Origin of the sequence: Streptomyces sp. NPDC086077 (genome assembly GCF_040686175.1) — a bacterium.
Classification (GTDB): domain Bacteria; phylum Actinomycetota; class Actinomycetes; order Streptomycetales; family Streptomycetaceae; genus Streptomyces.
Genome location: NZ_JBFBJT010000007.1, coordinates 18,638 through 44,870 on the forward strand (window position 1 = coordinate 18,638; position 26,233 = coordinate 44,870).

The 26,233-nt window shown below is 73.0% G+C and carries 24 protein-coding genes and 1 riboswitch; of the genes, 17 read left to right on the forward strand and 7 right to left on the reverse strand.

Going from position 1 to position 26,233, the window contains the following annotated elements; all coding sequences use genetic code 11:
• Window positions 1–68 precede the first annotated feature (68 nt).
• Window positions 69–1,508 (reverse strand): MFS transporter, encoded by a 1,440-nt coding sequence (locus AB0O67_RS03555; RefSeq protein WP_365445421.1) that lies wholly within the window; start codon window positions 1,506–1,508, stop codon window positions 69–71.
• Between the two features lie 181 nt (window positions 1,509–1,689).
• On the opposite strand from AB0O67_RS03555, the gene AB0O67_RS03560 reads away from it, so the two are divergent.
• The 8 genes from AB0O67_RS03560 to AB0O67_RS03595 all read left to right on the forward strand — a co-directional run bounded on the left by AB0O67_RS03560 (window position 1,690) and on the right by AB0O67_RS03595 (window position 9,588).
• Window positions 1,690–2,259: a WHG domain-containing protein gene (locus AB0O67_RS03560; RefSeq protein ID WP_365445424.1), complete on the forward strand. Its 570-nt coding sequence runs from the start codon at window positions 1,690–1,692 to the stop codon at window positions 2,257–2,259.
• 52 nt (window positions 2,260–2,311) lie between these two features.
• Window positions 2,312–3,475, forward strand: a complete 1,164-nt coding sequence (locus AB0O67_RS03565; protein ID WP_365445427.1) for a GDSL-type esterase/lipase family protein — start codon at window positions 2,312–2,314, stop codon at window positions 3,473–3,475.
• Between the two features lie 154 nt (window positions 3,476–3,629).
• The gene (locus tag AB0O67_RS03570) at window positions 3,630–5,369 is read left to right on the forward strand and encodes an MFS transporter (protein ID WP_365445430.1); all 1,740 of its coding nucleotides are present in this window, start codon (window positions 3,630–3,632) and stop codon (window positions 5,367–5,369) included.
• 99 nt (window positions 5,370–5,468) lie between these two features.
• Window positions 5,469–6,119, forward strand: a complete 651-nt coding sequence (locus AB0O67_RS03575; RefSeq protein WP_365445433.1) for a class I SAM-dependent methyltransferase — start codon at window positions 5,469–5,471, stop codon at window positions 6,117–6,119.
• 68 nt (window positions 6,120–6,187) lie between these two features.
• Window positions 6,188–7,144, forward strand: coding sequence for an N-acetylmuramoyl-L-alanine amidase (locus AB0O67_RS03580; protein WP_365445436.1), 957 nt, complete (start codon window positions 6,188–6,190; stop codon window positions 7,142–7,144).
• Window positions 7,145–7,303: 159 nt separating this feature from the next.
• Window positions 7,304–8,077 (forward strand): hypothetical protein, encoded by a 774-nt coding sequence (locus AB0O67_RS03585; protein ID WP_365445439.1) that lies wholly within the window; start codon window positions 7,304–7,306, stop codon window positions 8,075–8,077.
• A 96-nt stretch (window positions 8,078–8,173) separates the two neighbouring features.
• Window positions 8,174–9,184, forward strand: a complete 1,011-nt coding sequence (locus AB0O67_RS03590) for an LLM class F420-dependent oxidoreductase (RefSeq protein WP_365445442.1) — start codon at window positions 8,174–8,176, stop codon at window positions 9,182–9,184.
• 110 nt (window positions 9,185–9,294) lie between these two features.
• Window positions 9,295–9,588: a hypothetical protein gene (locus AB0O67_RS03595; protein WP_365445445.1), complete on the forward strand. Its 294-nt coding sequence runs from the start codon at window positions 9,295–9,297 to the stop codon at window positions 9,586–9,588.
• Between the two features lie 59 nt (window positions 9,589–9,647).
• On the opposite strand, the gene AB0O67_RS03600 is transcribed toward AB0O67_RS03595, so the two are convergent.
• From AB0O67_RS03600 to AB0O67_RS03610, 3 genes are read right to left on the reverse strand one after another with little or no spacing between them, the layout of a single operon-like run.
• Window positions 9,648–10,718: a prenyltransferase gene (locus AB0O67_RS03600; protein ID WP_365445448.1), complete on the reverse strand. Its 1,071-nt coding sequence runs from the start codon at window positions 10,716–10,718 to the stop codon at window positions 9,648–9,650.
• On the reverse strand, window positions 10,715–11,449 hold the full coding sequence (locus AB0O67_RS03605; RefSeq protein WP_365445451.1) for a class I SAM-dependent methyltransferase: 735 nt from the start codon (window positions 11,447–11,449) through the stop codon (window positions 10,715–10,717). Before AB0O67_RS03605 ends, AB0O67_RS03600 begins: the two co-directional genes overlap by 4 nt.
• Window positions 11,443–13,038 carry a glycosyltransferase family 4 protein gene (locus AB0O67_RS03610; RefSeq protein ID WP_365445454.1) on the reverse strand — a complete coding sequence of 532 codons (1,596 nt, stop codon included), beginning with the start codon at window positions 13,036–13,038 and terminating at the stop codon, window positions 11,443–11,445. The genes AB0O67_RS03605 and AB0O67_RS03610 overlap by 7 nt, the downstream gene beginning before the upstream one ends.
• Before the next feature lie 231 nt (window positions 13,039–13,269).
• On the opposite strand from AB0O67_RS03610, the gene AB0O67_RS03615 reads away from it, so the two are divergent.
• Window positions 13,270–13,908 (forward strand): TetR family transcriptional regulator, encoded by a 639-nt coding sequence (locus tag AB0O67_RS03615; protein ID WP_365445457.1) that lies wholly within the window; start codon window positions 13,270–13,272, stop codon window positions 13,906–13,908.
• A 333-nt stretch (window positions 13,909–14,241) separates the two neighbouring features.
• Here AB0O67_RS03615 and AB0O67_RS03620 read toward each other — a convergent pair whose 3' ends face one another.
• Window positions 14,242–14,475, reverse strand: a complete 234-nt coding sequence (locus tag AB0O67_RS03620; protein WP_365445460.1) for a ferredoxin — start codon at window positions 14,473–14,475, stop codon at window positions 14,242–14,244.
• 3 nt (window positions 14,476–14,478) lie between these two features.
• Window positions 14,479–15,936 carry an aldehyde dehydrogenase gene (locus AB0O67_RS03625; protein ID WP_365445463.1) on the reverse strand — a complete coding sequence of 486 codons (1,458 nt, stop codon included), beginning with the start codon at window positions 15,934–15,936 and terminating at the stop codon, window positions 14,479–14,481.
• 175 nt (window positions 15,937–16,111) lie between these two features.
• On the opposite strand from AB0O67_RS03625, the gene AB0O67_RS03630 reads away from it, so the two are divergent.
• The 8 genes from AB0O67_RS03630 to AB0O67_RS03665 all read left to right on the forward strand — a co-directional run bounded on the left by AB0O67_RS03630 (window position 16,112) and on the right by AB0O67_RS03665 (window position 24,957).
• Entirely contained in the window at window positions 16,112–17,134 is a 1,023-nt protein-coding gene (locus tag AB0O67_RS03630) for an MBL fold metallo-hydrolase (protein WP_365445466.1), read from the forward strand.
• A gap of 318 nt (window positions 17,135–17,452) precedes the next feature.
• A riboswitch (cobalamin riboswitch) is annotated at window positions 17,453–17,578 on the forward strand.
• Window positions 17,579–17,695: 117 nt separating this feature from the next.
• Window positions 17,696–18,916 (forward strand): prenyltransferase/squalene oxidase repeat-containing protein, encoded by a 1,221-nt coding sequence (locus AB0O67_RS03635; RefSeq protein WP_365445469.1) that lies wholly within the window; start codon window positions 17,696–17,698, stop codon window positions 18,914–18,916.
• A complete protein-coding gene (locus AB0O67_RS03640; RefSeq protein WP_365445472.1) occupies window positions 18,913–19,548 on the forward strand; it encodes an SCO2322 family protein in 636 nt (211 codons plus the stop codon). The genes AB0O67_RS03635 and AB0O67_RS03640 overlap by 4 nt, the downstream gene beginning before the upstream one ends.
• Window positions 19,541–20,728: an energy-coupling factor transporter transmembrane component T gene (locus AB0O67_RS03645; RefSeq protein WP_365445475.1), complete on the forward strand. Its 1,188-nt coding sequence runs from the start codon at window positions 19,541–19,543 to the stop codon at window positions 20,726–20,728. The genes AB0O67_RS03640 and AB0O67_RS03645 overlap by 8 nt, the downstream gene beginning before the upstream one ends.
• Window positions 20,725–22,440 carry an ATP-binding cassette domain-containing protein gene (locus AB0O67_RS03650; RefSeq protein ID WP_365445478.1) on the forward strand — a complete coding sequence of 572 codons (1,716 nt, stop codon included), beginning with the start codon at window positions 20,725–20,727 and terminating at the stop codon, window positions 22,438–22,440. The genes AB0O67_RS03645 and AB0O67_RS03650 overlap by 4 nt, the downstream gene beginning before the upstream one ends.
• The gene (locus AB0O67_RS03655) at window positions 22,437–23,330 is read left to right on the forward strand and encodes an ECF transporter S component (protein ID WP_365445481.1); all 894 of its coding nucleotides are present in this window, start codon (window positions 22,437–22,439) and stop codon (window positions 23,328–23,330) included. Before AB0O67_RS03650 ends, AB0O67_RS03655 begins: the two co-directional genes overlap by 4 nt.
• Window positions 23,331–23,595: 265 nt before the next feature.
• Complete coding sequence (locus AB0O67_RS03660) at window positions 23,596–24,012, forward strand: transglycosylase SLT domain-containing protein (RefSeq protein ID WP_365445484.1); 417 nt, start codon at window positions 23,596–23,598, stop codon at window positions 24,010–24,012.
• A gap of 285 nt (window positions 24,013–24,297) precedes the next feature.
• Entirely contained in the window at window positions 24,298–24,957 is a 660-nt protein-coding gene (locus AB0O67_RS03665) for a TetR/AcrR family transcriptional regulator (protein WP_365445487.1), read from the forward strand.
• Between the two features lie 22 nt (window positions 24,958–24,979).
• Here the strand turns inward: AB0O67_RS03665 and AB0O67_RS03670 are convergent, their stop codons facing one another.
• A complete protein-coding gene (locus tag AB0O67_RS03670; protein WP_365445490.1) occupies window positions 24,980–26,215 on the reverse strand; it encodes a cytochrome P450 in 1,236 nt (411 codons plus the stop codon).
• Window positions 26,216–26,233 lie beyond the last annotated feature (18 nt).

Genomic DNA, 26,233 nt, shown 5'->3' on the forward strand with positions numbered 1-26,233 from the left:
ACGACACCCACGCCCCCGGGTGTCCGGCCCTCACCGCACCCGAGCCCTTCCACCGCGGCCGCACGCCCTCACCGCACCCCCACCTTCCGCGGCAGCCAGACCGCCATCAGTACCGCCCCCACCACCAGCACCCCCGCGCTCGCCCGGAAGGCCAGCGCGTAGCCCTCCACCAGTGCCGCGGGTCCCGCGGTGTCCGGCCCCAGGGGGGAGCTCCCCTCGGTGCGGGCCGCCGCCAGCGTCGACATCACCGCCAGCCCCAGCGAACCGCCCATCGTGCGGGAGGTGTTGACCAGGCCGGAGACCACTCCCGCCTCCCCCGGGTCCGCCCCCGACGTGGCCAGTGCGGCCAGCGGTGTCGCCGCCAGTCCGGCGCCCAGCATCATCAGGATCCCCGGGAACATGATCGCCGTGAGATACCCGCCCTCCGCGGTGATCGTCGACTGCCAGCCGAAGCCCGCCGCGGCCACCACGGACCCGAGCACGGCCACGTTCCGCGCCCCCGCGCCCCGCATCAGCCGGGGCGCGAGCTTGGAGCCGACCACCACGGCCAGCGAGCTGGGCACCAGGGCGAGTCCGGCCTCCAGCGGCGTGTAGCCGAGCACGTTCTGCGCGTACAGCGTCATGAAGAACCACATGCAGAACATGGCCGAGCCGCTCAGCAGCATCGCCACGTTGGCCGATGCCACGGACCGCAGCCGGAACAGGCCCAGCGGCATCAGCGGAGCCGCCGTACGCGCCTCGACGAGCAGGAACAGCCCGATCAGCGCCAGCCCGGCGAGCAGCGGCACCAGCGTCGCCGCCGCCGTCCACCCCTCGGCCTCGGTCTGCGAGATGCCGAACGCCAGCGTCCCCAGTCCCGCGGTCACCAGTACCGCGCCCGGCAGGTCCAGCCGCCGCCGTTGACCGGCCCGGCTCTCCGGCAGCCCCCACAGCGCGCCGAGCAGGACGACCGCCCCGACCGGCACGTTGATCAGGAGCACCCACCGCCACGACAGCCCGTCGACCAGCAGCCCGCCGACCAGCCCGCCCGCGGCGCCACCGCCCGCGCCGACCGCCGTCCAGGTCGCGATCGCCCGGGCCCGGGCCGCGCCCTCCGGCACGGCGGACGTGAGGATGGTCAGCGTCGAGGGCGCCAGCACGGCCGCGCCCAGCCCCTGCACCGCCCGCGCGGCCAGCAGCTCCCACCCTTCCCGGGCCAGCCCGCCGCCCAGCGAGGCCAGGGTGAACAGCGCGAGCCCGACGAGGAACATCCGCTTGCGCCCGTACAGGTCCCCGGCCCGCCCACCGAGCAGCATGAACCCGGCGAAGGCGATCGCGTACGCGTTCACCACCCACTGGAGCCCGGAGCCGCTCAGCCCCAGATCGGCGCGCATCGAGGGCAGCGCCACGTTCACGACGGACACGTCGAGGACGACGAGGAACTGCCCGGAACAGGCGAGCGCGACCACCAGCCAGGCCGGGACGCCGGTGGGACGGGATATGCGGGGGTCCGCTGCGGCTCGGAGCATGGGGGCCATGCTCTCAACCGTCGCACCGGCGACGCATCGGAAATTCGACCCAGGGTTTATCCGCCCTGCGGCGTAGGGGACCGACTCTCTGACATGGGCCTCGTGACCTAGACGCCAACAGTGTTTGCCTAAACCATTTAGGTATGCGCAGAATGACTTTCGGTAAACAGGAAGGAAGCCCATGGCACGCGCGGGACTGACCACCGCACGCCTCACGCAGGCCGGCGCCGAGCTGGCCGACGAGGTCGGCTTCGACGAGGTGACCGTGTCCGCGCTCGCCCGCCGCTTCGACGTCAAGGTCGCGAGCCTGTACTCGCATGTGCGCAACTCCGAGGATCTGAGGACCAGAATCGCCCTGCTCGCACTGGAGGAGATGGCCGACCGCGCCGCCGACGCCCTGGCCGGGCGGGCCGGCAAGGACGCCCTCACCGCCTTCGCGGGCGTCTACCGCGACTACGCCCGTGAGCACCCCGGCCGCTACGCCGCCGCCCAGCTCAGGCTCGACCCCGAGACGGCCGCCGCGAGCGCGGGCGTCCGGCACGCCACCATGACGCGCGCCATCCTGCGCGGCTACGACCTCACGGAACCCGACCAGACCCACGCGGTCCGCATGCTCGGCAGCGTCTTCCACGGTTACGTCAGCCTGGAGCTGGCCGGCGGCTTCAGCCACAGCGCCCCCGACTCCGAGGAGTCCTGGAACCGCATCCTCGACGCCCTGGACTCCCTGCTGCGCAACTGGCCCGCGACCTGACCCCGCGACCGCGACCCCCGCAAGCCCCCGAGAGACGACACAGGCAGAGGCCATGCACTCCTGGATCACCACTCCCCTCACCCCCGCCCACCTCCGCGGCGCCCTCGACGTCGAGCACACCCCGCACGGCCTGCTCCCGCACCGGCTGCCCGCCGCCGCCCGCGCCCAGAACACCGACGCCCAGCTGGAGATGGCCGAGTCCCAGCCCTCTGGCGTACGCCTGGCCCTGCGCACCCGCGCCACCGCGATCGAGCTGGACACGCTCCCCACCAAGCGGGCCTACACCGGCGCCCCGCCGCGCCCGGACGGCGTGTACGACCTCCTGGTCGACGGCCGGCTGACCGGCCAGGCCACCGCGCCCGGCGGCAACATCGTCACGACGGACATGACGACGGGCGCCACCGCACTGCGCTCCGGGGAGCCCGGCACCGTCCGCTTCGGCGGTCTGCCCGGCCACGACAAGACCGTCGAGATCTGGCTGCCGCACAACGAGATCACCGAACTCGTCGCCCTGCGCACCGACGCCCCCGTCGAGCCCGCCCCCGAGTCCGGCCGCCCGGTCTGGCTGCACCACGGCAGCTCGATCAGCCACGGCTCCGACGCCGCGAGCCCCACCACCACCTGGCCCGCGCTCGCCGCCTCCCTCGGCGGCGCAGAGCTGATCAACCTCGGCCTGAGCGGCAACGCCGTGCTGGACCCGTTCACCGCGCGCGCCCTGCGGGACACCCCCGCCGACCTGATCAGCGTCAAGATCGGGATCAATCTGGTCAACCTGGACGTGATGCGGCTGCGCGCCTTCACGCCCGCCGTGCACGGCTTCCTGGACACGATCCGCGAGGGGCACCCCACCACGCCGCTCCTGGTCGTCTCCCCGATCCTGTGCCCGATGCACGAGGACACCCCCGGCCCCTGCCTTTTCGACTTCAGCGAGCTGGGCGCGGGCCGGCTCCGGTTCCGGGCGGCGGGCGACCCGTCGGAGACGGCTGCCGGCAAGCTCACCCTGAACGTCATCCGTACCGAACTGTCACGCATCGTCCGGCAGCGCGCGGCCGACGACCCCCACCTCCACCACCTCGACGGCCGTGAGCTCTACGGCGAGGCCGACCACGGCGAGCTCCCCCTCCCCGACGACCTGCACCCCGACGCCGCCACCCACCGCCGTATCGGCGAGCGTTTCGCCGCGTTCGCCTTCGGCGCGGACGGGCCCTTCGCATGACGTGACGGCCTCCGGGCGGACTGACGAAAGATCAGTTCCCCATGAGTCGGTCAAGGATTCGTTAGTGTCCCGAAGCACCGGAATAGTTGCCCGAGGGCACGGGGTTCATCATGAACGTACCCACGATCTTCTTCCGGCCCGGAGGCCCCACCCCATGACGCTCACGACGACCGGCCGGCCCACCGCCAGAGCGGGCGGAGCCGTCGTCCCCGTGCTCGCCTTCGCGGGCATCGTGGTCGCGGTGATGCAGACCCTGCTCGTCCCGGTCATCAAGGACCTGCCGCAACTGCTGGACACCTCGCCCAGCAACGCCACCTGGGTCCTGACGTCCACTCTTCTCTCGGGCGCCGTGGCCACCCCGATCATGGGCCGCCTCGGCGACCTGTACGGCAAGCGGCGCCTGCTCGTGCTGAGCCTCACCGTGATGGTGTTCGGCGCCCTGCTCAGCGCGCTCAGCAGCACCCTGCTCCCGATGATCGTCGGCCGTACCCTCCAGGGCTTCGCGATGGGCGCGATCCCGCTCGGCATCGGGCTGATGCGCGACATGCTGCCGCGCGAGCGGCTCGGCTCGGCCATGGCGCTGATGAGTTCCTCGATAGGCGTCGGCGGCGGCCTGGCCCTGCCCGCCGCCGCCCTGGTCGCCCAGAACACCGACTGGCACGTCCTCTTCTACGGCGCCGCGGGCCTCGGCGTCGTCGCCATCGCCCTCACCTTCGTCGCCGTACCGGAGTCCCCGGTCCGCGCGCGGGGCGGCTTCGACGTGCTGGGCGCGCTCGGGCTGTCCCTCGGGCTCGTGCTGTTCCTGCTCCCGATCACCAAAGGCAGCGACTGGGGCTGGTCGTCGGCCACCACGCTCGGCCTGTTCGGCGCCGCCGCCGTCGTCCTGCTCCTGTGGGGCCTGCTGGAGCTGCGCATCTCCTCGCCGCTGGTGGACCTGCGCACCACCGCACGCCGCGAGGTGCTGCTCACCAACCTCGCGTCGATCATGGTCGGGGTCTCGTTCTTCGTCGTCTCCCTCGTCCTGCCCCAGCTCCTCCAGCTCCCCGCCGCCACCGGCTACGGCCTCGGCCAGTCGATGGTCGTCGCGGGTCTGTGCGTGGCCCCGCTGGGCCTGACGATGATGTTCACCGCCCCGGTCTACGCCCGCCTGTCCGCCCGCTACGGCCCGCGCACCACGCTGATCATCGGCCTCCTGGTCATCGGCCTCGGCTACGCGGGCGGCCTCGGCCTGATGAACGCCGCCTGGCAGACCGTCATCACCTCGGTGATCCTCGGCGCGGGCATCGGCCTCGCCTACTCCTCGCTCCCCGCACTGATCGTCGGCGCGGTCCCGGCATCGGAGACGGGCGCGGCGAACGGCCTCAACACCCTGATGCGGTCCATCGGTACGTCCGTCTCCAGCGCCGTCATCGGCATGGTGCTGGCCAACACCGCGAACTCCGCCGGCGGCGTGGAGATCCCCACCATGCAGGGCTTCCGGGTCTCCTTCCTGATCGCGACCGGCGCCGTCGGCATCGGCCTGGTCCTGGCCTTCTGCCTGCCCCGGCGCCGTCCCTCGGACCTGCCGCGGCTGCGGGCGAGCAGTGAGGAGGACGCCAACCTGGAGCGCGCGGTCGCGGCGCTCGGCGGCTTCCGCGGCCGGGTCCTTGCCGCCGACGGCACACCGGTCGCCCGCGCCAAGGTCACGCTGATCGACCGGCGGGGCCGGCACGCGGGCGCGACCCTGTCCGCCGAGGACGGCAGCTACGCGCTGACGGTCCCGGCCGGGGGCTCGTACGTCCTCGCCGCCCAGGCGGCCGGACACGGCCCTCTCGCCTCCGCCGCGACCCACTGCGGCGACGCCGACCCGATCGACCTGGACCTCGCCCTCCCCGGCAGGACGGTCACGGCCTGAGCCTCTCCCCGCATCCGCTGCGCACCCCCGGTCACCGCATCGACCGGGGGTGCGGCAGCATGGGCGCCCAGACACACGTACGACCGGAAGGCTCCTGCGATGACCGCGGCACCCCCGCCCGAGATCCTGGCCGCGTTCGAGGCGGCGAAGGGGTTCATGCCAGCGGGTGAGGGCCTGGCCCTGTACGCGGCGGCCGTCGAGGCCGGGCGTCTCGGGCTGCCGCTGCTGGAGGTCGGCACCTACTGCGGCCGCTCGACGATCCTGCTCGCCGAGGCCGCCCGCGCGGCCGGCGTCACCGCGCTCACGGTCGACCACCACCGCGGCAGCGAGGAACAGCAGCCAGGCTGGGACTACCACGACCCCGGGACGGTCGACCCCGAACTCGGTCTGATGGACACCCTGCCCACCTTCCGCCGCACCCTGCACCGGGCCGGCCTGGAGGAGCACGTGGTGGCACTGGTGGGCCGCTCCCCCCAGGTGGCGAGGATCTGGCGGACGCCCCTCGGTCTGGTCTTCGTCGACGGCGGCCACACCGACGAGCACGCCACCGCCGACTACGAGGGCTGGGCGCCGCACGTCGCGGACGGCGGCCTGCTCGTCATCCACGACGTCTTCCCCGACCCCGCCGACGAGTTCACCGGCCAGGCCCCGTACCGGATCTACCTCCGCGCCCTCGCCTCGGGCGCCTTCACGGAGGTCTCGGCGACGGACTCGCTGCGGGTGCTGCGGCGCACCGGCGCCGGCATCTGACCCGGCCGCCACCCGGAGGGACGTACACAAACCGGGGTGGTGGCGTCCCGGCCGCTAGGGTGGCAAGCGTGTCGTACACAGGTCCGGAGTTCGATTCGTCCACGCCCCGCCGCTCTCGCCGCCGGGCGATGACCGTCGCCGTCGCGGCCCTGGTGCCCGGCGCACTCCTCGGGTGGGGGGTGTACGAGGCGGTGGGTGACACCGGCGGTTCGGGAGCGGGGCGCACGGAGGCCGGGGCGCCCTCCACGGCCCGGTCGTTCCCCTCGTCGGCGCCCGCCTCGTCCGCCGCCCCGTCGGGCGGGGGCCGCCCGTCGTCCGACGGGAAGCCCGCCCCGGCGCCCTCGCGTGCAGGCTCCCTCACGGGCAAGGTCGTCGTCATCGACCCGGGTCACAACCCGCACAACTTCCAGCACACGGCCGAGATCAACCGCAAGGTCGACATCGGGACGACCCAGAAGGAATGCGACACGACCGGCACGGCGACCAACGCGGGTTACACGGAGGCCGAGTTCACCCTCGACGTCGCCCGCCGGCTGCGCGCGGCCCTTCAGGAGCAGGGCGCCACGGTGCGGCTGACGCAGAACGGCGACCGCGAGTACGGGCCGTGCATCGACGAACGGGCGCGCATCGGCAACGAGGAGAAGGCCGACGCGGTCGTCTCCCTCCACGCGGACGGGTCCGGGACCGGGAACCGCGGGTTCCATGTCATCCTCCCCGCGTCCGTGCACGCGGGGGCCGCCGACACCCGGCCGATCGTCGCGCCGTCGCGTGAACTCGGCGCGCGCATCGCGGGAAGTTTCGTCCGCGCCACCGGCAGCGCGCCCTCCAACTACGTCGGGAGCGGCACCGGTCTCGTCACGCGTCAGGACCTGGGCGGTCTCAATCTGTCAACGGTTCCTAAGGTGTTCATCGAGTGCGGCAACATGCGCGATAGCAAGGACGCGGCACTGCTGATCAGCGGAGCCTGGCGGCAGAAGGCGGCGCAAGGGATCTCTGAGGGAATCGTGAGTTTCCTGCGCGGGTAGTGACAGGTGCGATCATCCCGGCGGACAGGTCGTTCGTACGGACGATAGTGTCGTCTCTACGATGAGGGGCCACCCCCGCGCTTGACACCCCGGGCCTTCGGGCAACTCGGTGACAGCGACGCCTCTACCGACGACGAGACGACCTGCGAAGGACCTGAAGTGAATATCCGCTCCCTCACTCGAGGCGACGGCGTGGTGATCGGAGCAGCGGTGTTGCTCTTCATCGCGTCGCTTCTTGACGTAGCCGGCTGCGATGCCCCGGAAGCAGTGTGCGAGGCGGCCGACATCCCGAGCGCCTGGGGTCTCAGCCTCGGTCTCGGACTCGGTACCTACATGCTCGGTGTGATCGGTGCCGCGCTCATCGTGGTGGCCCGCCTTCTGCCGCAGCCCCGCAAGGTGGTCGGTCTCGACCTGGGCCCGCTGGGCGTCGGGCTGGCCGTCGCCTCCGCGTGGGCGCTGCTGTGGTGGGTGATCGACGCCGACACCCGCGGGGCGGGCCTCATCCTCGGCCTGCTCGCCGCGCTCCTGCTCGCCGCCGCCGCCGTGGCCGCGCCGCTGGTGCCCGCGCTGAACGCCGCCCTCCTCCCGGCCCCCCGCCCGGCCGCCCCCCAGCCCTACGGCGGTCCGCCGCAGGGTGGTTACGGCTACCCGGGCGCCCAGCAGCCCGCCGGGTACGGTCAGCCGCAGCCGGGGCAGCCCTACGGCCAGCCGCAGCAACCGCCCGCGTCCGGCGGGGACTTCTCCCCGTTCTGGTTCGCGGTGCCGGTGCCGCGTCCGCTGTTCGGGGAGGACGGCTCGCCGTCCCCGATCGCCGAACTCGCCCCGGGTACCTGGTACCTGGCCGTCGAGCAGCGCGGTCAGGCGCTGGTCGCGCAGACGCAGGACGGCCGTCGCGGTGTCCTCCAGGACACCAGCGGCATCCAGCGCGGCTGATCCGCCCGCCGTACGCGCGGCCCCCCGCCCTTCCGGGCGGGGGGCCGTTGTCGTACAGTCGCCCCTCGAACAGCTGACGCTGCGTCAGGAGGCGGTATGCGGCTCGGTCTCGCGCTCGGCTACTGGGGCCGTGGCCCCTCCCCCGACCACCTGACGCTGGCCCGGGATGCCGAGCGGCTCGGATACGACTCCGTGTGGACGGCCGAGTCCTGGGGCTCGGACGCCTTCACCCCGCTGACCTGGCTCGCCGCCCACACCTCGACCATCAAGCTCGGTACCGCCGTTGCCCAGATGGCCGCCCGCCCGCCGACGACCACCGCCATGCACGCCCTCACCCTCGACCATCTCTCCGGCGGCCGGATGAGGCTGGGCCTGGGGCTGTCGGGGCCGCAGGTGGTGGAGGGCTGGTACGGGCGGCCGTTCCCGTCCTCACCGCTGACCGCCACCCGGGAGTACGTCGACGTGGTACGGCAGGTGCTCGCGCGCCGGGCGCCGGTCGCACTGGACGGGCGGTTCCACGCCCACCCGTACCGGGGCGCGGACGGCACCGGCCTCGGCAAGGCCCTGAGGCCCATCACGCACCCCCTGCGCCCCGATCTGCCGGTCCTGCTGGGCGCGGAGGGCCCCAAGAACATCGCGCAGACCACCCGGATCGCCGACGGCTGGCTGCCCCTGTACTGGTCACCGCTGCGCACCGAGGTGTACGAGCCGTCCCTGGCCGGCGCCCCCGAGGGCTTCCTCGTGGCGCCGCTGGCCCAGGCGCGGGTCTGCCAGGACGTCGCGGAGGGGCTGTTGCCGGTCAAGGCCATGCTCGGCTTCTACATCGGCGGGATGGGTCACGCACGGCGCAACTTCCACGCCGAGCTGATGGCGCGCATGGGGTACGGGGAGGAGGCCCGGCGGGTCCAGGAGCTGTTCCTCGCCGGGCGGCGCGAGGAGGCCGTGCGGGCCGTGCCCGACGCGTTCGCGGACGAGATCTCCCTGGTCGGCCCCCGGGAACGCGTCGCGCGGCGGCTGGAGTTGTGGCGCGAGGGCCCGGTGACCGACCTGCTGGTGCTGGCCCCGGACCCGCACACCCTGCGGGTGCTGGCCGAGCTGAACTCCTGACGGCTCAGCGGAAGATGGCGACCGGGTCGAGCGTCAGCTTGGGGATGGAAGCCGGCCGTGGCCGCGGACCTTTCTGGTTTCAGCCAGGTATGAGCGGCAACCCGTAGGGCATGTCCCCCAGATATCGCGGTGCGAACCAGGCCGGCACGGTCATAGCGATCGTCGCCGACATCATGGCCCTCATCCTGGGCCTGTGGATCCTCATGTACCTGCTGGACGCCAACCCCGGCAACGACTTCGTGCAGTTCGTGCACGACGCCGCGCGCTGGCTGGCCGGCTGGTCCTACGACCTCTTCACCTTCGACGCGGCATGGGCGCGCGTCGTCGCGGGCTACGGCCTGGCGGCGGTCGTGTACCTCTTCGTCGGCCACGCGATCGCGGGCCGCATGCACCGCCAGCACTGACCGAACACCGGTGAGCGGAAGCGGCCCGCGGGGGCGCGGGGAACCGCCGGCGGAACCGATCAGTCGCAGCAGTCGGGATCCAGCCCCACCGGCAGCAGGTCCCCGCCGAACACCGCACACGTGGCCTCGTGCCCGCCCAGCGCCGCGACGGCGAGCAGCAGTGAGCCCGCCGTCCACGTGGTCAGCTCACGTGGCCAGATCGCGTCGTCCTCGAACACGTAACCCGTCCAGTACAGCCCGGTCTCCGGATCACGCAGGTGCTGGATGGACTGCAAGATCTCCAGCGCGCGGTCGGACTCGCCCATCACCCACAGCGCCAAGGCGAGTTCGGCCGACTCGCCGCCGGTCACCCACGGGTTGGGCACCACGCACCGCACCCCGAGGCCGGGCACGACGAACCGCTCCCAGCCCTCCTCCACACGGGACTTGGCCTCCGCGCCGGTCAGGGCGCCGGCCAGCACCGGGTAGTACCAGTCCATCGAGTAGCGGTCCTTGTCCAGGAACCGCTCCGGGTGCCGGCGTATCGCGTGCCGCAGCATGCCGACCGCCAGCTCCCAGTCGGGCTGCGGCTCCTCCCGCTGCTCGGCGATGGCGAGCGCGCAGCGCAGCGCCTGGTGGATGGACGAGCACCCGGTGAGCAGGGCGTCGGTGACGGGCGTGCCGTCGTCCTCCCGCTTCCAGCCGATCTCCCCGCCGGGCTGCTGGAGCGCCAGCACGCACTCGACGGCCGCGTACACCACCGGCCACATACGGTCGAGGAAGGTGTCGTCGCCGGTAGAGAGGTAGTGGTGCCAGACGCCCACGGCTATGTACGCGACGAAGTTGGTCTCGCGTCCCCGGTCGGTGACGTCGTCGTGCGCCCCGTCGGCGTACGCCGCGTACCAGGAGCCGTCCTGGTTCTGATGGGCCGCCAGCCACAGGTAGGCACGCTCGGCGGCGTCGTGCTCGCCGGCCGCGTCCAGCGCCATCGCGGCCTCGGTGTGGTCCCACGGGTCGAGGTGGTGCCCGCGGAACCACGGGATCGCCCCGTCCTCCCGCTGCACGGCGAGGATGCCGCGTACGGTCGCGGCGGCCTGCTCGGCGGTGAGGACCCCGGGCAGGACGAGGTGTTCTGTCCGGGGGGTGGTCACCGGGCGTCCACGGCGGGCAGGTGGGGCTTGGTCGCGTAGGCCACGAAGCTCTTGCCGATCAGCGGATTCAGCGCCTGCTCGGCGACCCGCGTGGCCAGCGGCTTCTTCATGATGTCCCAGACCAGCAGCTTGTGGTATGCCCGCACCGGCAGCGCCTTGTCGTTGTCGACGCCGAACGCGCACTTCAGCCACCAGTACGGCGAGTGCAGGGCGTGCGCGTGGTGCGTGCCGTACGGCTTGAGGCCGGCCTCGCGTATCTTCGCGAGGAGTTCGTCCGCCTTGTAGATGCGGATGTGGCCGCCCTCGACCTCGTGGTAGGCGTCGGAGAGGGTCCAGCAGACCTTCTCGGGCCCGTAGCGCGGGACGGTGATCGCGATCCGGCCGCCGGGCTTGAGGACCCGCACCATCTCGGCGAGTACGCCCTTGTCGTCCGGGATGTGCTCCATCACCTCGGAGATGATGACGACGTCGAAGGACTCGTCGGGGAAGGGCAGGGCGAGGGCGTCGCCCTCCATGGCGGTGGCCGTGGCGCCCTCGGGCGCCTCACCCGCCTCCTTCATCGCCGCGAACCACTTGGCGACCTCGCGGATCTCCTCGCCGTTCTGGTCCAGCGCGACGACCTGCGCGCCGCGCCGGTAGCACTCGAACGCGTGCCGGCCGGCGCCGCATCCGAGGTCCAGGACGCGGTCACCCGGGGCGAGCGGGAACCGGGAGAAGTCGACGGTCAGCACGTGGTCCTGCTTTCGCGGTAGACGCCGGTGGTACTGGTGGGGGTGGCCTCGGGGGGCGCGGAAGGGGAGCTCGCGGAAGGGGAGTTCGCGGAAACACCGCCCAGGACGTGGCCCGCGGGATGCCCGCCGCCGCCCGCGACGCCGGTGGCCGCGTCCGTCCCCTCGGCGCCGGAGGAGTGGGGACCCGAAGCCCCGGGCACGGGGGGGCCGCTCGCCACCAGGGTGCCGCGTCGCTCCGGACCGCCCGAGGGGTCGGTCACCGCGGCCGCACCGGGCCGCCGGCGCTCCCCGGCGCGGGCGATCGCCTCCCGGTAGCGGGCCACCGTGCCCTCCGCGGCGCGTGCCCAGGTGAAGTGGCACAGGACCCGCTCACGTCCGGCCGCGCCGAGCCGGGCGCGCAGTTCCGTGTCGCCCAGGAGCCGGCTCAGTCCGGCGGCCAGCGCGCCCGCGTCGCCCGGCGGCACCGCGAGGCACGTCTCCCCGTCCCGCCCGGCCACTTCGGGGATCGCCCCGCCGGTCGTGGCGAGCAGCGGCGTGCCGGTGGCCATCGCCTCGGCCGCGGGCAGCGAGAAGCCCTCGTACAGCGACGGCACGCACGCGACCTGCGCCGAGCGCACCAGGTCGACGAGTTCGGCGTCGGAGATCCCCTTGACGAACTCGACGGCGTCTTCGAGTCCGTAGCGCTGCACGGCCTGCGTCACCGGACCCTTGGTGGGCCGCTTCCCGACGACGACGAGATGGGCCTCGGGATGCTCGGTGCGCACCTTGGCCAGCGCCTCGACGAGGAAGACCAGCCCCTTCAGCGGCACGTCCGCACTGGACGTCGTGACGATGCGTCCCGGTACCCGCGGCACCGAGGGATCGGGCGAGAACAGGTCGGTGTCGGCGCCGATGTGCACGACGTGGACACGGTCCGCGCGGACGCCGAGGTGGTCGACGATCTCCTGGCGCGAGGTGCCGGAGACGGTGAGGACGGACGGCAGCCGCCGCGCCACCCGCTTCTGCATGCGGGTGAAGCCGTACCACCGCTTCACGGACAACCGCCGCTTCCAGCCCTCCGCCGCGTCCAGCTCCAACTGCCGGTCGACGGTGATGGGGTGATGGATCGTCGTCACCAGGGGCGCGCCGACATCGCCCAGCAGTCCGTACCCCAGCGTCTGGTTGTCGTGCACGACGTCGAAGTCGCCGCGGCGTGCGCGCAGATGACGGCGGGCCCGCAGGGAGAACGTGACGGGCTCGGGGAAGCCGCCGGTCCACATGGTCGCGACTTCGAGGGCGTCGATCCAGTCCCGGTACTCGTCACGCCCCGGCGTGCGGAAGGGGTCGGGCTGGCGGTAGAGGTCGAGGCTGGGCAGCTCGGTGAGGCTCAGGCCGTCGTAGCCCTCGTCGAGGACGGGATAGGGCTGGGCGCCGATGACCTCGACGTGGTGGCCGAGGCGGGCGAGTTCGCGGGAGAGGTGCCGGACGTAGACGCCCTGGCCACCGCAGAACGGGTTTCCCTTGTAGGTGAGGAGCGCTATGCGGAGCGGTCGCAAGCCGTCGGCGGCGAGTGCCTCCAAAGAGCCCGCCTGACTGGCCTCAGCGGTCACTCTGGGCCCCCTTCTCCCTGCACTGTCCCGCGAGATTACGCCGGGACGCTAATCTAGAACAAGTTACAGACTTGATCGTTCAAGAGGCTCTGAATCTACCGGCAGGTAGCGCCGCTGTGAGCAGTGGATCAGGTGATTCACGCCACGGCTCGCCGGGGCACGCGGCGGCGGTCCGCGCCTGCCATGCTGTCTGATCGCACGCCCTCACGCACTGTCACGAAACGGGACCTCATGCCAGCGGAAGCCAAGGTGGAAGCCAGTCGCGCGCGGCCTGCCGCCCCCGCCGCGCCGCCCCTCACCGAGCGGCAGGAGGCGCGCCGGCGCCGCATCCTGCGGGCGTGTGCCCAACTGGCCAGCCGGGGCGGTTTCGACGCGGTGCAGATGCGTGAGGTCGCGGAGTCCTCGCAGGTCGCCCTCGGCACCCTTTACCGCTACTTCCCGTCCAAGATCCATCTTCTGGTCGCCACCATGCAGGACCAGTTGGAGCACATGCACGGCACGCTGCGCAAGAAGCCCCCGACGGGCGAGACGGCGGCGGAGCGGGTCGCGGAGACCTTGATGCGGGCCTTCCGGGCGCTCCAGCGCGAGCCGCATCTGGCCGACGCCATGGTCCGCGCCCTGACCTTCGCGGACCGCGGCGTGAGCCCCGAGGTGGACCAGGTCTCCCGGCAGACCACGGCGATCATCCTGGACGCCATGGGCCTGGACGATCCCGGCCCCGCCCAGCTCTCGGCCGTCCGCGTCATCGAGCACACCTGGCACTCGGCGCTCATCACCTGGCTCTCGGGCCGCGCCTCCATCGCCCAGGTCAAGATCGACATCGAGACGGTGTGCCGCCTGATCGACCTGACGACGCCGGAGGACGCGTAGCCGCGGGCGCGGGCACGGGGACGCGTGAACAGGAACGCGTCGACATGGACGCGTGCACAGAAGAAGGACCTACGAGACGGGTTCCCTTCGCCGGTATTGCCCGGATCAGGTGGCTGGGGGTCGCCTTCCGGTTCGCCCGGTCCGCTCGGCCGTGACGCCCTTCCGGCCTCTCAGCCCGACCGTCGACGTCGGCACCGGCGGAAGCTCTCGCCTCTCGCAGGAGTCGGCTACTCCGGTCGAACTCCCTCACTCGTCCCGTAGGCCTGATATCAGGGTAAGACGCCCTTCGTGGAATAGAACCCCCCAGAGAGGATTTTTTTCTCAAATCTCCTCTCACTCCTCAGGCGGGTACACCGCCTCCCCACTCCCCAGCAGCGTCAGGGTGATCGCCTCGACGGGACAGCTCTCGGCGGCCGCCAGGACGCCCTCGCCCGCGTCCGCCTCCGCTTCCATGGGGCGGGACTGGCGGCCAGTGTCGAGGCGGAACGCGTGCGGGGCGTGGTGGACGCACTGGGCCGAGCCGATGCACAGGGAGCGGTCGACCTGAACCTGCCAGCGATCGCCCACGGCTCAGCCCTCCCAGCCGGACGGCAGGTGGATCATCTTGTGTTCGAGGTACTCGCCGTAGCCCTCCGGGCCGAACTCCCGCCCCAGGCCTGAGTTCCTGTAGCCGCCGAACGGGCCGAGCATGTCGAGGCTGAAGGTGTTCACCGAGTACGTGCCGGTACGGACCTGGCGGGCGACCTCGATGCCGCGGCCCACGTCGGCGGTCCACACGCTGCCGCTCAGCCCGTACTCGGAGTCGTTCGCGATCCTCACGGCCTCGGCCTCGTCGCCGTACGGCAGGAGGCAGATCACCGGGCCGAAGATCTCCTCGCGGGCGATCCGCATGGAGTTGTCGACGTCCCCGAAGAGGGTCGGTTCGACGTACCAGCCGCGCTCCAGGCCCGCCGGGCGCCCGCCGCCCGTGAGGATCTTGGCGCCCTCCTCCTGGCCGATGCGGATGTAGTCGAGGCTGCGCCGCTGCTGCCGCCGGGCGACCAGCGGCCCCACCTGCGTCGCCGGGTCCAGCGGGTCGCCGACGACGAGCGCGCTCGCGGCCGCCGCGAACGCCTCCGCGAACTCCGGGTAGCGCGAGCGCGGCAGCAGGATCCGGGTCTGCGCCACACAGGCCTGCCCGTTGTTCATCCAGGCCGCCGGCACGATCCCGGCCACGGCGGTCTCCACGTCCGCGTCCGGCAGCACGACCGCCGCCGACTTGCCGCCCAGCTCCAGGGTGACCCGGGTCAGGTTGCGCGCGGCGACCTCCATCACGCGCCGCCCCGCCGCCACCGACCCCGTGAACGACACCTTGTCGATCGCAGGATGCGCCACGAGGTACTCGCTCACCTCACGGTCGGCGGGCAGGATCGACAGCACGCCCTCCGGGAGCCCGGCCTCCCGCGCGATCTCACCGAGCAGATACGCGTCCAGCGGCGACTCCGGTGAGGGCTTGAGGACGACCGTGCAGCCGGTCAGCAGCGCGGGGGCGAGCTTGGCGGCGGCCACGAACTGCGGGACGTTCCAGGGCACCACCGCCGCGACGACCCCGACCGGTTCGCGCCGCACGAGGAGCCGTCCGAGCACGCCGTCGCGCGTCTCCTCGTACGGGAAGTCACGGGCGACCCGGATCGCCGCGTCCCAGACCATCATCGCGCCGAGCGCCTGCGCGAGGACGCTCCAGGAGTACGGCGACCCGTTCTCGGACGAGATCACGCGGGCGATCTCCTCGTGCCGGGCGGCGATGCCGTCCTTGATCCGCCCGACGACCGCGATCCGCTCGTCGAGGGACATCCGTGGCCAGGGCCCCTCGTCGAAGGCCCGGCGGGCGGCCGCGAGCGCCCGGTCCACGTCCTCCGCCGAGGCGTGCGGCACGCGCCCGATGACCTCCTCGGTGTGCGGGGAGACCACCTCGATGACGTCCTTGCCGAGGGGATCGGTCAACTCCCCGCCGATGAACAGCTGTCCGTGTTCCACGAGCTCCGTCATGGCGACTGCCTCCCTGATCCCGACGCCGCGCCTCTGACACTCCATCAGATATGCGGACTACGAGGACTGATACCAGCTCGCCCCGGAGGAGTCCACGGCCCGGAACCGGCGACTCGGGCTCCCATGGAAACGTGTTCTAGTTATAGTGACCGCACGGTGGCGATCGGGGGAACCCATGACGCAGGTGCACGACCACGGCGGCGGCGTACGGTCCCTGAAGGTCCCCATCCCGGGCAACCCCCTCGGCCACACCCTCGTGCACGTCGTCGACACCGACGCCGGCCCGGTGCTGATCGACACCGGCTGGGACGATCCGGCGTCCTGGGACACCCTCGCCGCGGGGCTCGCGGCGTGCGGCACCTCGGCCGCCGAGGTGCACGGCGTGGTCGTCACCCACCACCACCCCGACCACCACGGCCTGTCGGGCCGGGTGCGGGAGGCGTCGGGGGCGTGGATCGCGATGCACGCGGCGGACGCGGCGGTGGTGCGCCGCACGCACGAGGCCCGTCCCGAGCACTGGTTCTCGTACATGGCGGACAAGCTCACCGCGGCCGGCGCCCCCGAGGCCCACATCGCCCCCCTGCGCACCGCCCGCGGCCGCCTCCCCGGCCTCTCCCCCGCCCTCCCCGACCGCGAGATCGTCCCCGGCGAGCTGCTCGACCTCCCCGGCCGCCGGCTGCGCGCGATCTGGACGCCGGGCCACACGCCGGGCCATGTCTGCCTGCACCTGGAGGAGGAGCACCCTGCCCGGCTCCCGGGCCACGGCCGCCTGTTCTCCGGCGACCACGTGCTGCCCGGGATCACCCCGCACATCGGCCTGTACGAGGACCCGGACGACACGACCGTCACCGACCCGCTCGGCGACTACCTGGCCTCCCTGGAGCGCGTCGCCCGCCTCGGGCCCGCCGAGGTCCTCCCGGCGCACCAGCACGCCTTCACCGACGCCCCTGCCCGGGTGGCGGAGTTGCTCACCCATCACGAGGCGCGTCTCACCGGTCTGCTGGTGCTCCTGACCGAGCCCCTCACCCCCTGGCAGCTCGCCGAGCGCATGGACTGGAACCGCCCCTGGGCCCATATCCCCTACGGTTCCCGCAACATCGCCGTCTCTGAGGCGGAGGCCCATCTGCGCCGCCTGGTGAAGCTGGGGCGGGCGGAGGCGGTGCCGGGGAGCGATCCGGTCACGTACGTGGCGGTCTGAGGCCTTCGCGGCACCTGGACGAGCCCGCGCCGGACCTCCGGTGGATTCGGCCCGGTCCCCGGACGACGGCGGCCACCGCCGCTCGTACTTCCTGCCCCCTTCTCTCATCCCTTGTCCTCCACGGGAGTTCGCATGGCGTGGCCGCGACTACGGCGCCGCGGGGCCGTGCCGCCGCCCGCCGTGCCGGGGCCGTGCGCGCTCGGCCGGCACACGGCCACGAGTCCGGCCCGGTCGGCCGCTGCCGTGCGGCGGGCCTGGTCAGGACCCGCGCCTAGCCCCGGCCGGGTGTGACCGGCGCCCCACGGGGGGTTCGGCTACGGGCGGGTAGAGTGGCCCGGTCGTCATCACACCCGTACGGGGGAAAGCCGGTGCAAATCCGGCGCTGACCCGCAACCGTGAGCAGCCGAGGCTGTGAGCCGGACCGCCCCGCACGGAAGCGTGACCGGCTCAAGTGCACCGGCAACCGGCCGGTGTACGGCACCGTCGAGGTATACGGAGCCGAGCCGCCCGGGGGTTGCCCGTGCTGCGCGGCTCCCCCGCAGGGAGAGGCACCCGCCGATCATGAACGTCGTCCGCCGCAGCGCAGCGGCCCTGGCCGTCACCGCAGTGATCGGTGCCGCCGCGACCCCGGTCGCCCACGCCGCGAGCCCCTCGCCGTCGCTGCCCTCGGGCCTGTACGGCACGGGCGACCCGACCTACGACGGCGTGTGGCGCCAGTCGCTCGCCCTGCTCGCCCAGGACGCCGTCGGCGTGCGGCCCGCCGCCTCGGCCGTGGACTGGCTCGCCGGACAGCAGTGCGCCGACGGCGCGTTCGCGCCGTACCGCGCCGACACCGCCAAAGCCTGCGACGCCAGGACGCCGGTCGACACCAACATGACCTCCGCCGCCGTGCAGGCGCTCGCCGCGCTCGGCGGGCACGACGCCGTCACCGGCAAGGCCGTCACGTGGCTGAAGTCCGCGCAGAACAAGGACGGCGGCTGGGGCTACACCGCCGGCAGCCCCAGCGACGCCAACTCGACCTCCCTGGTGATCGGCGCCCTCTCCGCCGCCGGCGAACAGCCGAACGACGTCGTCAAGGGCGGCAGGTCTCCCTTCGACGCCCTGCTGACGTTCGCCATACCGTGCGACGACGACAAGGGCGCCGGCGCCTTCGCCTACCAGCCGGACGAGAAGGGTGCCCTCGCCGCCAACGCGGACGCCACCGCGGCCGGTGTGCTGGGCGCGCTCGGCAAGGGCCTGACCGCCGAGGCCGCCGGCACCGGGGCCGCGCCCTCCTGCACCGACGGCGACGACCTCACCCCCGAGCAGGCCGCCGCGAACGGCGCCTCCTACCTCTCCGACGCGCTCGCCGCGGACGGCCACCTCATGTCGGCGCTCGCCGGTGCCGAGGACCAGCCGGACTACGGCAACACCGCCGACGCCGTCGTGGCCCTCGCCGCCCAGGGTGGTGCCGAGCAGGCGGCCGGGCCCCTCAAGTGGCTTGAGCGGAACGCCACCACGTGGGCCAGGCAGAGCGGCCCCGCCGCCCACGCCCAGCTGATCCTCGCCGCGCACGCGGCCGGCGCCGACCCGCGCGACTTCGGCGGCACGGACCTCGTGCGGCTGCTGGGCGCGTCGGGGCCCGCCCCGCAGGCCGCGAAGCAGACCGCCGCCGCGGACAGCGACGCCAAGTCCGAGTCGGAGGACGGCTTCGGTGTCTGGTGGTACGTCGGCGTCTGCCTGGTCGCCGGTGTCGGCATCGGCTTCCTGCTCAGCGGCCGGAACCGGAAGCAGCAGCCGTGACACGCCGTGCGGCGCTCCTGTTCACCGCTCTCCTGATCGCCCTGGCGGGCGGCACGGGCCCGGCCCAGGCCACCGGCTACCGCTACTGGTCGTTCTGGGAGCGCGACGGCGAGGCGTGGACGTACGCCACCCAGGGTCCCTCCACCGCCCGCCCCGCCGACGGCTCCGTCCAGGGCTTCCGCTTCGCCGTCAGCGAGGACTCCCAGGACGCCTCCCAGCCGCGCGGCGAGGCCGGCTTCACGACGATCTGCGCCGGCACCCCCGCGCGGGACGGCCAGAAGCGGGTGGCCCTGGTCATCGACTTCGGCACGGCGTCGGACGCCCCCTCCGGCGAGACCCCGCCCGCGTCCCGCACGGCCTGCGCCCGGCTCGCCCCGGACGGGACGACGGCGGACGCCCTGGCGGCGGTCGCCAAGCCTCTGCGCTACGACGCCGACGCCCTGTTGTGCGCGATCGGCGGCTATCCGGAGAAGGGCTGCGGGGAGCAGGTCTCGTCGGAGAGGAAGGCGTCGCCGGCGTCGGAGGCCGGGAGCGGCGGCGGTCCGTCGCTGGGCATCGTCGCCGGGGTGGCGGCGGTGGCGGTACTGGGCGCGGCAGTCGGCTGGCAGGCCCGCCGGCACAGGCATGGCTGACACGGGCTCGGGGGCGGACGGTCGCGGCATCCCGTCGGCGCGGGCGGGCGTCCCCGCCCCTCGGCGCCGGTACTCCGTGCCCGTCCACCCCGGTGCCTGGTGGCTCTGGTCCCTTGCCCTGGGTACCGCCGCCACCCGCACCACCAACCCCCTCCTCCTCGCCCTCCTCGTCACGGTCTCGGCCTACGTCGTCATCACCCGCCGCCCCCACACCCCTTGGGCCCGCTCCTACGGCGCCTTCGTCAAGCTCGCTCTCGCCGTGCTGCTCGTCCGTCTTCTCTTCGCCGTCACCCTCGGCTCCCCGCTCCCCGGCTCCCACACCCTTCTCACCCTCCCCGAAGTCCCCCTGCCGAACTGGGCGCAGGGCATCCGCCTGGGCGGCCGGGTCACCGCAGAGACCCTCGTCTTCGCCCTGTACGACGGCCTGAAACTGGCCACCCTCCTGATCTGCGTCGGCTCGGCCAACGCCCTCGCCAGCCCCACCCGCCTCCTCAAGTCCCTCCCGGGCGCGCTCTACGAGATGGGGGTGGCCGTCGTCGTGGCGCTCACCTTCGCCCCGCACCTCATCGCCGACGCCCAGCGCCTGCGCGCCGCCCGCCGGCTGCGCGGCCGCCCGGACAAGGGTTTGCGGGGCCTGCTCCAGGTGGGCCTCCCCGTCCTCGAAGGCGCCCTCGAACGCTCCGTCGCCCTCGCCGCCGCCATGGACGCCCGCGGCTACGGCCGTACCGCGCGGGTGCCGCCCGCCGTCCGCCGTACGACCGCCGCCCTCACGCTCACCGGCCTGCTCGGCGTCTGCGCCGGAACGTACGGACTGCTCACCGCGGAAGGCGGCACCTACGGCCTGCCCGTCCTGCTCGCCGGTCTCGCCGCCGCGCTCGCCGGCCTCTGGCTGGGCGGCCGTCGCACCCCCCGCACCCGCTACCGCCCCGACACCTGGAACGCCCGTTCCTGCCTGGTCGCCGCCTCCGGCGTCGCGGTCGCCGTCCTGCTGACCCTCGCGGCCTCCGCCGACCCCGCGGCCCTGCACCCGGGCGTGATCCCGCTGGTCGCCCCCACCCTGCCGCTCTGGCCCGCCGCGGCCGTCCTCCTCGGCCTGCTCCCGGCGTTCGTCACCCCGGCTCCCGAGCCGCCCACATCCGCACGACCCGCTCCCGAGGAATCCGAGGAGAAGCCCTCATGATCCGCTTCGAGGACGTCTCCGTGACCTACGACGGAGCGGCCGGACCCACTGTCCAGGGCGTGGACTTCGAGGTCCCGGAGGGCGAACTCGTCCTGCTCGTCGGCCCGTCCGGGGTCGGCAAGTCCACCCTTCTCGGCGCGGTCAGCGGCCTGGTCCCGCACTTCACGGGCGGCACCCTGCGCGGCCGGGTCACGGTCGCCGGCCGCGACACCCGCACCCACAAGCCGCGCGAACTCGCCGACGTCGTGGGCACGGTCGGCCAGGACCCCCTCGCGCACTTCGTCACGGACACGGTCGAGGACGAACTCGCCTACGGCATGGAGTCGCTGGGCCTCGCCCCGGACGTGATGCGCCGTCGCGTCGAGGAGACCCTCGACCTGCTCGGCCTCGCCGATCTGCGCCACCGCCCGATCGCCACCCTCTCCGGCGGCCAGCGGCAGCGCGTCGCGATCGGCTCGGTCCTCACCCCGCACCCGAGCGTGCTAGTCCTGGACGAGCCGACCTCCGCGCTCGACCCGGCCGCCGCCGAGGAGGTCCTCGCCGTCCTCCAGCGCCTCGTGCACGACCTCGGGACGACGGTCCTGATGGCCGAGCACCGCCTGGAGCGCGTCGTCCAGTACGCCGACCGGGTCGCCCTCCTCCCGGCTTCGGGAGCGGCCCCGCTCCTGGGCACCCCGGCCGAGATGATGGCCGTGTCCCCGGTCTACCCCCCGGTCGTGGACCTCGGCCGCCTGGCGGGATGGTCCCCTCTCCCCCTCACGGTCCGAGACGCCCGGAGACGGGCCGCGGACCTGCGCCGACAACTTGAGGGACGGGACACCGTCGCCTCCCAGGGGCGCGGGGAACCGCGCGACCAGCCACACCGGACCCGCACCCGCGATCGATCCGCGCCCCCCGAGCCATGGGGCGCCCCGCACCGCCGGTTCCGGCGCAGACGCCCTCTCGCCCCTCCGGCCTCGCCGTACGCCGCCGAAGCACGAGCCCTCGCCGTCACCCGCGGCCGCGTCCACGCCCTGCGCCACATCGACCTCACCGTCTCCCCCGGCGAGACCATCGCCCTCATGGGCCGCAACGGCGCCGGAAAGTCCACGCTGCTCAGCACCCTGGTGGGTCTCGTCCAGCCGTCTTCCGGAAGCGTCCGCGTGGGCGACTCGACCCCGCACCGCACCCCGCCCCCCGAGCTCGTACGCCGGGTCGGCCTCGTGCCGCAGGAGCCACGCGACCTGCTCTACGCCGAGACGGTCGCCGCCGAGTGCGCGGCGGCCGACGCCGACGCGGGCGCCGAGCCCGGCACCTGCCGGGCGCTGGTGTCGGAGCTGCTCCCCGGCATCACCGACGGCGCGCACCCGCGCGACCTCTCGGAGGGCCAGCGCCTCACGCTCGCGCTGGCGGTCGTGCTCACCGCACGCCCGCCGCTGCTGCTCCTGGACGAACCGACCCGGGGCCTGGACTACGCGGCGAAGTCCCGTCTGGTCACGCTGGTGCGGGGGCTGGCCGCCGAGGGGCACGCGGTCGTCCTCGCCACGCACGACGTGGAGCTGGCCGCCGAGCTGGCCCACCGGGTGGTCCTGCTGGCCGAAGGCGAGGTGATCGCGGACGGCCCGACGGCGGACGTGGTCGTCTCGTCCCCTTCCTTCGCCCCACAGGTCACCAAGGTGCTCGCTCCGCAGCGGTGGCTCACCGTGCCCCAGGTGAGGGAGGCGCTGTCATGACCGGTCCCGTCCGCCTCGGCCCCCGTTCCCTCGTCGCCCTCACCCTCACCAGCGCGGTCGGTGGCGCCGCCTTCTTCTGGCCCTTCCTCGCGCCGCCCACCTCCCAGGTGGCCGCGCACGCCCAGGACGCGCCGTGGCTGTTCGCGGGTCTGCTGGTCCTCCTCATAGGAGTGGTGGCGGCGACGATCTCCGAGTCGGGGCTCGGTCCGAAGGCCGTGGCCATGCTCGGTGTGCTGGCGGCGACCGGGGCGGCGCTTCGGCCCATCGGCGCCGGTACGGCCGGCATCGAGCCGATGTTCTTCCTGATGGTGCTGAGCGGACGCGTGCTCGGGCCGGGCTTCGGGTTCGTGCTCGGCGGGATCACGATGTTCGCGTCGGCGCTGCTCACGGGCGGGGTGGGCCCGTGGATGCCGTTCCAGATGCTGGCGATGGGCTGGTTCACGATGGCCGCGGGCCTGCTCCCGGCGCCGGACCGGCTGCGGGGCCGCGCCGAGCTGCTGCTCCTGGCGTGCTACGGCTTCCTGGCGGCCTTCGCCTACGGCACGATCATGAACCTCGCGGGCTGGCCCTTCATGGGCGCGCTGGCCTCGAACATCGCCTTCGACCCGGACGCGCCGGTCGCCGCCAACCTGGCCCGGTTCCTGGCGTACTGCCTGGCCACCTCCCTCGGCTGGGACCTGGGCCGGGCGGTCGTCACGGTCGTCCTCACCGTCACGCTCGGCCCGGCGGTCCTCAGGGCGCTGCGCCGGGCCACGCGCCGCGCCGCCTTCGAGACGCCGGTCACATTCGCCCCTCCCCTGTCGTCACCGAAGGGTGAGAGCCCACGCGCGGACGGTCACCTGGGCGGTGAAGCACCCCACATGACGCACGTCACCAACGACCCGCGGTAGTAGATCCGCAGGCCTGTCATGCATGCGGCATCAGGCTCCCTGACCTGGGCATTGAGAGCCACGTCACACGAGGGACCTTTGCCTCGGATGCGGCCGCAACTAGTAAAAGCGGTCATTGCGGACACTTCGCTCGGCTGCTTCTCTGGACGACGTCGCAAGGCGCCGACAAGCCCCCTGGGCCTCGGCGCCGACGCACACCTCCACCGCGTATCGCGTGGTTCCGGTGTGCCGCGGCACACCCGTCCCCGAGGAAAGGCTTCCACCCGTGTCCGTCTCCATCCTCCGCCGCATCGCCGCCCCCAAGAAGGCCCTCACCGGCGCCGTCGTCGCCGCTGCCGCCGCGGGCATGGCCTTCTCCGCCGCCCCGGCCCACGCCGCGCCGGCCGCCTCCCCCTCCCAGGCCCAGGCGATCGCGAAGAAGATGATCCCGGACGCCGCCCAGTACAACGCCTTCAGCAAGATCGTCGAGCACGAGAGCGGCTGGGACGTCGACGCCACCAACGCGTCCTCCGGCGCCTACGGCCTGGTCCAGGCCCTGCCCGGCAACAAGATGGCCACCGCCGGCTCGGACTGGAAGACCAACGCCCAGACCCAGATCGAGTGGGGCCTGGACTACATGAAGTCCCGCTACGGCAGCCCGGTCGGCGCCTGGAACTTCTGGCAGTCCAACGGCTGGTACTGAGCCGACCCCCTCAGCCCCCTCGGGCCCGCACAGCGGCCACAGCCGGCCACCGGCGCGCGCAGCCGGCTCCCTGGCACCCACAGCTTCGGCTGGTGCTGAGAACCCAGTCCCCTCAAGCGGCGGCGGCCCCCGATCCCCGGGGCCGCCGCCTCCCGCGCGTCATCCCTCCCGTTGCGGCCCCTTGGGCGGGTCTCTTCAGCAGAGTTCGACTCTAGCGAAGAGAGAGTTACCCCGCTCTTCAGATGAAAACTACTTTCAGCAGACCCTGGCCGTACACTCGTCCCCATGAGTCCTCGGAGCGAGCGCCCGGGCGAGCCCGGCACCGTCGGCGGGAAGCGACCGGGTGAGCGGCCCAGTCGCCGGGCGGAGTACGCGGAGGCGACCCGGCGCGCCGTCATCGACGAAGCGCGCCGCCTGTTCAGCGAGCGCGGCTACTTCGCCACGAAGGTCGACGACATCGCGGCGGCCGCGCGCGTCTCACCGGCGACGGTGTACGTCATCGGCGGCAAACAGGGCCTCCTGCGGATCCTGGTGGACCGCTGGTCCGCCGCGCCGGAGGTCGAGACGGCACGGCAGCAGCTGGAGGAGGCCGGCGACCCGGCGGAGATCCTGCGCGTCGTGGCGAGCCTGACCCGGCGGATGCGCGAGGACTACGGCGACATCATGCGCGTGGTGCTGGCCACGGCCCCGCACGACGCGGCGGCGGCCGAGGGCCTCGCCCTCGCCACCCGGCGCTATCGCGACGGCACGGCGGTGGCCGCCCGGCGCCTCGCGGAACTCGGCGCGCTTCGGGACGGCACCGACGCCGACGGAGCCCTGGACATCCTGTGGTTCTACTTCGGCTACCAGGGCTTCTTCACCCTCGTCGACGACAACGGCTGGTCCCACGCGCAGGCCGAGAAGTGGCTCCTCGACGCCGCGCGCCAGGCCCTGCTGCGACCGTGACGACGGCGGCGCCCCGCCCTGGCTAGCGCGCCGTGACCCGCAGCTCCTTCACCCCGTTGATCCACGCCGACCGCAGCCGCCGCGGCTCCCCCACCAGCCGCAGGTCCGGCATGGCGTCGGCGAGGGCGTTGAAGATGAGGTCGATCTCCAGGACCGCGAGGGACTTGCCGAGGCAGTAGTGCGGACCGCCGCCGCCGAAGCCCAGGTGGGGATTGGGGTCGCGGGTGATGTCGAAGGCAGTCGGGGAGTCGAAGACCTCGGGGTCGTGGTTGGCCGAGGCGTAGAAGATGCCGACCCGGTCGCCCTTGCGTATCCGCTTGCCGCCCAGCTCGGTGTCCTGCGTCGCCGTCCGCTGGAAGGACACCACCGGCGTCGCCCAGCGCACGATCTCTTCGGCGGCCGTCGAGGGCCGCTCCCGCTTGTAGAGGTCCCACTGCTCGGGATGGGTGAGGAAGGCGTGCATGCCGTGCGTGATGGCGTTGCGGGTCGTCTCGTTGCCCGCCACCGCCAGCATCAGCACGAAGAAGCCGAACTCGTCCGAGCCGAGGTTGCCCTCGTCCTCCGCCGCCACCAGGGTGCTGACGATGTCCCGCGCCGGGCACTGCTTGCGGTCCGCGGCCATGTTCATGGCGTAAGCGATCAGCTCGGCGGCCGATTCCTTGCCGACCTCCTCCGTGATGGCGTACTCGGGGTCGTCGTACGCGATCATCTTGTTGGACCAGTCGAAGAGCTTGGCCCGGTCGTCCTGCGGTACGCCGATCAGCTCGGCGATCGCCTGGAGCGGCAGCTCGCACGCGACCTCCGTGACGAAGTCGAACGGCCCGGAGTGCGCGCGGGCACCCTCGACTATGGCGTGTGCCCGGGCCCGCAGCCGCTCCTCCAGCGCCCGGATGGCCCGGGGCGTGAACCCCCGTTGCACGATCTGCCGCACCCGGGTGTGCTCCGGCGGGTCCATGTTCAGCAGGATCAGCCGCTGCATGTCGATCGCGTCGCGCTCGATGTGCTCGTTGAAGCGGATGATCGCGGTGTTGAGGGTGGAGGAGAACAACTCGGGGTGCGTGGAGACGTGTTTGACGTCGGCGTGCCGCGTGACGGCCCAGTAGCCCTCGTCCTGGAATCCGGCCTGGTTCACGGGCTGGGCGATCCAGGTCACCGGCTCGACGCGGCGCAGTTCGGCGAACTCCGTCAGGGGCACGCGATGGTGCAGCAGATCGGGGTCGGTGAAGTCGAACCCGTCGGGAAGCGCTGGACAGGGCATGGCGGCTCCAGCCATCTG